This window comes from Nostoc sp. (assembly GCF_036916735.1).
In the GTDB taxonomy this organism is placed as follows: Bacteria; Cyanobacteriota; Cyanobacteriia; order Cyanobacteriales; family Nostocaceae; genus Nostoc.
The window spans coordinates 34,738-44,131 of the sequence record NZ_JBALFV010000024.1 but is presented as its reverse complement, the minus strand read 5'-3'; the positions used below and the strand labels follow the sequence as shown (position 1 = coordinate 44,131).

The window sequence follows — 9,394 nt, the reverse complement described above, 5'->3', positions numbered from 1 at the left end:
GAAGTTGGAGGGCTGAGCGAAGTTGGAGGGCTGAGCGAAGTTGGAGGGCTGAGCGAAGTTGGAGGGCTGAGCGAAGTTGGAGGGCTGAGCGAAGTTGGAGGGCTGAGCGAAGTCGAAGCCCGATCTTTTGGTACACTATTTGACCACAAGTCCCTTATTCCTATTTCTGCAACTGCTGCACAAACGCATCATGTTCCAGTGACTTCAACCCCGCTTGCACCACCTCCAACACTCGCACCATCTGATTGTTTAACAGCGCCTCCACCGCTAACCACAAACCCGGAAACACCCCAGAGCGAATAATTCCATCTGCACCCGGAGATAGCAATCGATAGTCGCCATCAATTAGGCAAAACCATTCAATTTTATTCTCGTAAGATTGCCAGATTACGTACTCCAACACCCCATTACGGCGATAAACCTGCTTTTTACTGCCTGTATCAATAGCGGCACTACTCGCTGCAATTTCAACAATCAATTCGGGAGATCCTTCAATGTAACCGTCGCTGCTTAAACGGGTTTGTCCGCCTGCGTCTGGTTCAATAAACAACGCTGCATCTGGCTGGGGTTCATTGTCTAAATCTAGTCTGACTGTTGCGGCACCACTCAAATCAACGCCAGGAGTCAGTGATTGATAAACACCTAACCAAGTTATCACCCGACTGTGAGGTTTGCCATGTTGCTCGTGTCTTAAGGGAGATGCCACGTAAACGATTCCTTCAATCAGTTCTGCTTTCTTGATATGGGTTGCAGCCGCATAACGCCGTTCAAATTCAGGGCGAGTTAGGCGATCGCCACTTTCAAGCGGAGGCAGATATCTTTGGTGTGGGTACTCTCTAACCATTTGCCAATCTTTAGAGTTGCCGGATACTTTTGACTTTAGCAAACCTCAGTTATAAGTTAAGATTTCTTGATTTGCTGCTTTCCTCAAATTCCAAAAATCATAAAACGTAATCTTACAGCAGAATTCAAGTATTTGAACCACACCTGTCTAGGGGCGCAAGGCCTTGCGCCCCTAACGCGTGGTCTATTTATCTGAAAATAGCTGTAATTGTCATCGTGAGTTTGGATACCGCTTGGTTAAAATATCATTTAAAAATAGGAGAAAAAATGAAAGCAACAGTAATTAATGAATACGGCAATGAAGACGTTGTGAATTACACCGATATTGAGCGCCCAGAGCCGACGGCAAACGAAGTTCTGGTGAAAGTTCACGTCGCAGGGGTCAATCCGGTTGACTGGAAAATCCGCAACGGCGCGGGCGAAAGGCTTGGGCTGAAATTACCCATTATGCTTGGCGGCGAGATTGCTGGAACAGTTGAAAAGATTAGTGGTGATGTCAAAGATTTCAAAGAAGGTGATGCAGTCTACGGCATCATCACTTCTGGAGGTTTCGCCGAATATGCGATCGCCAAAAAGGGCGACATCGTGCCCAAACCGCAAAGCCTCGATTTCCAGAACGCAGCAGCGATTCCACTCGGCGCGTTGACCGCGTGGCAGGCGATTTTCGATTTAGCCAATCTCACGAGCGGACAAAGAATTTTTATCACTGGCGCATCGGGCGGAGTCGGCTCGCTGGCTGTCCAACTCGCCAAAGCAAAAGACACATACGTGATCGGTATGGCTTCGGGACGCAATGAAGATTTCGTCAGGGGTTTGGGCGTGGATGAGTTTGTTGATTACACGAAGCAAAACTTCGAGGATGTTGTCAAAGATGTTGATGTCGTCTTCGATACGGTCGGCGGCGACACTTTTAAAAGAGCGTTTCAAACTTTGAAAAAAGGCGGCTTTCTGGTGACGTCGGTGGAATTTCCCTCTGAAGAAAAAGCGCAGGAATTTGGCATCAAAGCCGCGCGGGTTTTTTGCAAGCCGAACGCGGAAGAATTAACCGCGATTAGCAAATTGATTGACGAAGGACGATTAAAAGCTCACGTTTCAACTGTCTTGCCGCTTGCAGAAGTGAAAAAGGCACTTCAACTTTCCGAAGGCGGTCGCACGCGGGGCAAAATTGTGTTGCAAGTCGAGGCATAGCTTTGAAACGTAGCGAAAATAACAGCCCAATCCATGAATCAATTCAAAATTCAAAATTAAATACAGCTACGCCACTTGCAGGTGGGGTTTCTAAGAGCCTTGTGAGACAAGGATTCTTTCGCGCCACTTGCGGGTGTTAGCGTAGCGGGACGAAGTCCGGTTTTGAACCTATCTTTTTTGATAAAAATTAGTTCAATCCACTTTTTATTCCCGTTATCTATTGTGATACGCATTAGCTAAAAGTACTCTAAATAGGTATCGGGTGCAAAAAATACAAAAAATTTCTCAAGAATCAAGATTAAGGATAAGGTTATGGCAACCGAACAGTTAACTAGAGACAGCGACAATCTCGATTTAAATCAGCTGTTAAGAACGCTGAATGCTGTTAAACAGGGTGACTTCTCGGCTCGGATGCCCATAGACCATACTGGTGTAGCAGGGAAAATCGCTGATACGCTCAATGGTATTATTGATCAAAATGAGCGGATGGCGGCCGAACTACAACGGATTGGTAACGTTGTCGGCAAAGAAGGCAAAATTGCCGATCGCGCCTTTCTCGGAGATGTTCGTGGTTCTTGGTCAGATTGTGTTACTTCTGTCAATACTTTAATTACAGATTTAGTTCAACCAACAGCTGAAACTACGCGGGTAATTCGGTCAGTCGCCAATGGTGACTTATCGCAAACCATCGCTACAGAAATTGATGGCAGACCTCTGCAAGGTGAGTTTCTCCAAACTGCGAATATTGTCAACACGATGGTAGATCGACTTGGTTCTTTTGCATCGGAAGTAACGCGGGTTGCCCGTGAAGTAGGAACCGAGGGTAAGTTGGGTGTCCAAGCCCAAGTGCAGGGTGTGGCTGGCACTTGGAAGGATTTGACTGATAACGTTAACTTGATGGCGGGTAATCTTACTGGACAAGTTCGCAATATTGCCGAAGTTGCGACTGCGATCGCCAATGGTGACTTATCGAAAAAAATCACTGTTAATGTCAAAGGCGAAATTCTCGAACTCAAAAACACCGTCAATACGATGGTGGATCAACTTAATTCTTTTGCATCGGAAGTAACGCGAGTTGCCCGTGAAGTCGGAACTGAAGGGAAGTTAGGCGTACAAGCAGAAGTCCGGGGAGTGGCAGGTACTTGGAAGGATTTAACTGATAACGTTAATTTGATGGCAGGAAATTTAACTGCCCAAGTCCGTAATATTGCTGAAGTAACAACGGCGGTAGCAAACGGCGACCTTTCTAAAAAAATCACTGTTGATGTCAAAGGCGAGATTTTAGAGTTGAAAAACACCGTCAACATCATGGTGGATCAGCTTAATTCCTTTGCATCGGAAGTTACAAGAGTTGCCCGTGAGGTGGGTGCAGAAGGAAAATTAGGCGGTCAAGCAGAAGTTCGCGGGGTAGCGGGTACTTGGAAAGACCTTACCGATAGTGTGAATTTCATGGCGGGAAGCTTGACGGCACAGGTGCGGAATATTGCCGAAGTGACAACGGCGGTGGCCAATGGCGATTTATCTAAGAAAATCACTGTCGATGTTAAAGGTGAAATTCTGGAACTCAAGAATACCATCAACACAATGGTAGATCAGCTTAATTCCTTTGCATCAGAAGTGACAAGAGTTGCGCGTGAAGTGGGAACTGAAGGGAAGTTAGGCGTACAAGCAGAAGTCCGGGGAGTGGCGGGTACTTGGAAAGATTTAACTGACAACGTTAACTTAATGGCAGGTAATCTTACCGGACAGGTGCGGAATATTGCTGAAGTTGCGACCGCGATCGCAAATGGCGATTTATCCAAAAAAATTACCGTCGATGTTAGAGGTGAAATTTTAGAACTCAAGAATACCATCAATATCATGGTGGATCAACTCAGTTCTTTTGCCAGTGAAGTCACAAGGGTTGCGCGGGAAGTGGGCAGTGAAGGTAAACTGGGTGTACAAGCCGATGTCAAGGGTGTAGCTGGAACTTGGAAAGATTTAACTGACAGCGTAAACTTCATGGCAGGAAGTTTAACGGCACAGGTGCGGAACATTGCCGAAGTAACTACGGCGGTAGCAACAGGTGATTTATCCAAGAAAATCACCGTTGATGTCAGAGGTGAAATTTTAGAACTCAAAAACACCATTAACACAATGGTGGATCAACTAAATTCTTTTGCATCAGAAGTTACAAGGGTTGCGCGTGAGGTGGGAAGCGAAGGTAAACTGGGTGTGCAAGCAGAAGTGCGCGGTGTGGCTGGCACTTGGAAAGATTTAACTGACAGCGTGAATTTCATGGCGGGAAGTTTAACGGCGCAGGTGCGGAATATTGCCGAAGTGACTACGGCAGTTGCAACAGGGGACTTATCCAAGAAAATCACCGTCGATGTCAAAGGTGAAATTCTGGAGTTGAAAAATACTATTAATACAATGGTGGATCAACTTAGTTCCTTTGCATCAGAAGTGACGCGAGTTGCCCGTGAGGTGGGAACTGAAGGTAAATTGGGTGTACAAGCAGAAGTCAAAGACGTTGCTGGAACTTGGAAAGATTTAACTGACAGCGTAAACTTCATGGCGGGAAGCTTAACGGCACAGGTGCGGAATATTGCTGAAGTGACAACTGCGATCGCCAATGGTGATTTATCTAAGAAAATTACTGTTGCTGTCAAAGGCGAAATTCTGGAACTCAAGAATACCATCAATATAATGGTGGATCAACTCAACTCCTTTGCAAGTGAAGTCACAAGAGTTGCCCGTGAGGTGGGAAGCGAGGGTAAATTAGGCGTACAAGCAGATGTGCGCGGCGTAGCTGGCACTTGGAAAGATTTAACTGATAGCGTGAACTTTATGGCGGGAAGCTTAACGGCACAGGTGCGAAACATTGCCGCCGTCACCACAGCTGTAGCTAATGGCGACTTATCTAAGAAAATTTCCGTTGATGTCAAAGGGGAAATTTTAGAGTTGAAAAACACCGTCAACACAATGGTGGATCAACTCAATTCCTTTGTAAGTGAAGTTACAAGAGTTGCGCGTGAGGTGGGAACTGAAGGTAAGCTGGGTGTACAAGCAGAAGTTAAAGGTGTAGCCGGAACTTGGAAAGATTTAACTGACAGCGTAAACTTCATGGCGGGAAGTTTAACAGCACAAGTGCGAAACATTGCTGAAGTTACCACGGCGGTAGCAAACGGCGACTTATCTAAAAAAATTACCGTCGATGTCAAAGGTGAAATTCAAGAACTTAAAAACACCATTAATACAATGGTGGATCAGCTAAATTCTTTTGCATCAGAAGTAACAAGGGTTGCCCGTGAGGTGGGAACGGAAGGTAAATTAGGCGTGCAAGCTTACGTCAGAGGAGTTGCTGGGACTTGGAAAGATTTAACAGATAACGTTAACTTGATGGCGGGGAACCTCACTGGACAAGTTCGCAACATCGCGGAAGTTACCAAAGCGGTAGCGAATGGCGACTTATCTAAGAAAATTACTGTCGATGCCAAAGGCGAAATTTTGGACTTGAAGAACACTACCAACACAATGGTAGATCAACTTAGTTCCTTTGCAAGTGAAGTGACGCGAGTGGCGCGGGAAGTGGGAACTGAAGGGAAGTTAGGCGGACAAGCGCAAGTCCAAGGTGTCGCGGGTACTTGGAAAGATTTAACAGACAACGTTAACTCAATGGCGGGGAACTTAACGGCACAAGTGCGCGGTATCGCCAGAGTTGTAACCGCAGTTGCTAATGGTGATCTAAAACGAAAACTGATGCTAGATGCTAAGGGAGAAATTGAAACCTTGGCAGAGACAATCAACGAGATGATTGATACCCTAGCGACGTTTGCCAATCAAGTAACTACAGTGGCGCGGGAAGTGGGAATTGAAGGGAAATTAGGCGGACAAGCTAGAGTACCTGGGGCGGCTGGAACTTGGAAAGATTTGACAGATAATGTAAATGAACTCGCTGCTACACTGACAACTCAGTTGCGGGCGATCGCCGAAGTTGCTACAGCTGTAACCAAAGGTGATTTAACTCGTTCAATTGCTGTTGAAGCATTAGGAGAAGTAGCGATACTCAAAGACAACATCAACCAGATGATTGCCAACCTGCGGGAGACAACGCAGAAAAATACTGAGCAAGATTGGTTGAAAACTAACTTAGCCAAGTTTACCCGAATGCTCCAAGGGCAGCGAGACTTAGAAACCGTATCTAAACTCATTCTCTCAGAACTAGCACCCCTGGTAGGAGCGCAACACGGTGTATTCTTCCTAATGGAGTCTGGAGAAAATATACCGTATTTGAAATTAATTAGTAGCTACGCTTACCGCGAACGCAGACATCTAGCTAATCGTTTCCACTTGGGTGAAGGTTTAGTGGGACAATGCGCTTTAGAAAAAGAGCGAATTTTGCTGACGGAAGTACCCAGCGATTATGTCAGAATTTCCTCTGGTTTAGGAGAAGCCACGCCTTTGAATGCTGTAGTGTTACCTGTACTATTTGAAGGACAGGTGACAGCAGTGATTGAATTAGCATCTTTCCGGCGCTTTAGCGAAATTCACCTAACATTCTTCGACCAACTTACCGAAAGTATTGCGATCGTCCTCAACACGATCGCAGCATCGATGCGAACTGAAGAATTGCTCAAGCAGTCCCAATCTTTAGCTGAAGAACTCCAAACCCAGCAAAATGAACTCCGGGAAACCAACAAGCGCTTAGAACAACAAGCCCAATCACTCAAAACTTCTGAAGATTTACTCAAAGGACAACAAGAGGAATTGCAGCAAACCAACGCTGAGTTAGAAGAAAAGGCAGAGTTGTTGGCTATGCAAAAGAAAGAAGTCGAGCGTAAAAATCGGGAAATTGAACAAGCAAGAATCTCTTTAGAAGACAAAGCTGAACAACTCGCCCTTTCTTCAAAATATAAATCAGAATTTCTCGCCAACATGTCCCATGAACTGCGGACACCGTTGAACAGCTTGTTAATTTTGGCGAAGTTGTTGTCAGATAACATTGATCGCAACCTCACCGCCAAGCAAGTTGAATACAGTCAAACAATTTACTCAGCAGGTACTGATTTGTTGGCATTAATCAATGACATTCTGGATCTCGCCAAAATTGAATCTGGAACTATGTCAATTGACATAACCCAAATGCCATTGACAGAATTGGGCGAGCACATTGAGCGCACCTTTCGACAAATCGCTCAGAGTAAAGGACTTGGTTTTACAATTGAATTGACTCCCGAATTGCCCACAACCATCTATACAGATGTCAAACGCTTACAACAAGTATTGAAAAATCTCCTCTCCAACGCTTTTAAATTTACAGAAAAAGGAGAAGTACGCTTACAGATTGCGGTAGCAAAGCAGGGATGGAGCAAAGACCAAGAAACTTTAAATCGCGCCCAAAATGTCATCGCCTTTTCAGTCAGCGATACAGGTATTGGCATTGCCTCTGACAAGCAAAAAGTGATTTTCGAGGCATTTCAGCAAGCCGATGGCTCTACCAGTCGCAGATATGGCGGTACTGGGTTAGGCTTATCAATTAGCCGCGAAATCGCCCATCTCTTTGGTGGCGAAATTAAATTAATTAGTCAACCCGGTCAAGGTAGCACCTTTACATTCTACTTCCCCCAATTGAGTCCTGAGTCAACATCAACACAATCTAGCACAGATGCGATTAATCGCGTCTCTACGCACTCCCCGCTCAGTACAGACGCGATTAATCGCGTTACCCACTCAGCACTGATTAATGACGATCGCACTACTATTGAAAGAGGCGATCGCGTGCTATTAATTGTTGAAGATGACGTTAATTTTGCGCGTATCTTGCTAGATATGGCGCAACAACACGGATTCAAGGCGATCGCTGCTCAAACAGGTACTACAGGTTTGATGTTAGCGCAGCAATTTCTACCTTCAGCCATTTTGCTAGATATCAGGTTGCCAGAAATGGATGGTTGGACTATATTAGATCGTCTGAAGCATGATCCAAATACCCGTCACATTCCTGTACATATCATGACCGTTGAGGAAGGGAGACAGCGCGGTTTGCAACTAGGAGCGATCGCATATCTGCAAAAGCCCTTAACTAGCCAGACAATATCTGAGGCTTTGACCAAAATTAAAGTTTTTGTTGAGCGCCAAGTGAAAAATTTGTTAGTAGTCGAAGACGACGACACTCAACGGCATAGCATTGTTGAGTTGATTGGTAACAGCGATGTTTCTACCACTGCTGTGGCTGACGGTACAGCAGCTCTAGAAGCTATTCGCACCCAGCATTTTGATTGCCTCGTTCTCGATTTAGGGCTACCCGACATGACCGGGTTTGAACTAATTGAGCAGATAAAGCTTTTACCTAATGGTAAAACTTTACCAATTATTGTCTATACAGGTAGAGAAATTAGCAAAGCTCAAGAAACGGAACTCAGACGAATTGCCGAAACAATCATCATTAAAGATGTGCGATCGCCCGAACGTCTCCTCGATGAAACAGCATTATTTTTACACCGAGTTCAAGCAAATTTACCAGCACCCAAACGAGAAATACTTGAACAACTGCATTCCATAGATTACTTACTCACTGACAAAAAAGCGCTAATTGTAGATGATGATGTACGTAATATCTTCGCGCTGACAAGTATGCTGGAGCGTTATCAAATCCAGGTTTTATATGCTGAAAATGGCAGAGAAGGAATTACCCTGTTGGAAACTACACCAGATATAGATGTAGTTTTGATGGACGTGATGATGCCAGAAATGGATGGTTACGAAACAACACGCATAATCCGCCAAAACGAGCAATTTAAATCTTTGCCGATTATTGCACTAACCGCTAAAGCCATGCAAGGCGATCGCGAAAAGTGTATTGAAGCCGGCGCATCAGACTACATTACAAAACCCGTAGATACTGAACAACTGCTTTCACTATTGCGTGTTTGGCTATACCGTTGATAAAAGCAAGGGACAGGGTGAGAGAAAACGCTCTTTCACTCTGGGAGAATTACCAGAACAGTGGAAGTTTAAGGTTTTTAGCGTTAACTAAACTGTATTGCCCGATCAATGATCTCGTCAGGGCAAACGCATCTAAATTACTCTTGATCACAACGAAGGTTAAGAATCAACGAAAAAATCTTTCCTTTCGCGTTGGATTATTTTTTAAGCCCCAAAGCGATGCCTGCGGCGAGCTACACCAACACCTAAAGCTTTTGCAACAAGCAAAAGTTAATGACATTATTTTCAATTTATTGAGAATATACTTTGCTTATTGACATGATGCGGCCGCCCTGAGTATGTAATTAATTCTGTTTAGGTACTTAGCAAGGGGTTTTAAGAATGGCAGGTATGAGTAAACTTGCTGCTCCTGTCGCTATAGAAACTCACTTTAGAG

At 44.8% G+C, this 9,394-nt stretch carries 3 protein-coding genes; 2 read left to right on the top strand and 1 reads right to left on the bottom strand.

Features of this window, described 5'->3' with window-relative positions:
* Nucleotides 1-160: 160 nt before the first annotated feature.
* The gene (locus tag V7L20_RS05930; protein ID WP_334743166.1) at nucleotides 161-844 is read right to left on the bottom strand and encodes a Uma2 family endonuclease; all 684 of its coding nucleotides are present in this window, start codon (nucleotides 842-844) and stop codon (nucleotides 161-163) included.
* A 266-nt stretch (nucleotides 845-1,110) separates the two neighbouring features.
* Between V7L20_RS05930 and V7L20_RS05925 the strand changes: the two genes are divergently transcribed.
* Nucleotides 1,111-2,031 (top strand): NADP-dependent oxidoreductase, encoded by a 921-nt coding sequence (locus V7L20_RS05925; RefSeq protein WP_334743165.1) that lies wholly within the window; start codon nucleotides 1,111-1,113, stop codon nucleotides 2,029-2,031.
* Between the two features lie 312 nt (nucleotides 2,032-2,343).
* Nucleotides 2,344-8,958 carry a HAMP domain-containing protein gene (locus V7L20_RS05920; protein ID WP_334743164.1) on the top strand — a complete coding sequence of 2,205 codons (6,615 nt, stop codon included), beginning with the start codon at nucleotides 2,344-2,346 and terminating at the stop codon, nucleotides 8,956-8,958.
* Nucleotides 8,959-9,394 lie beyond the last annotated feature (436 nt).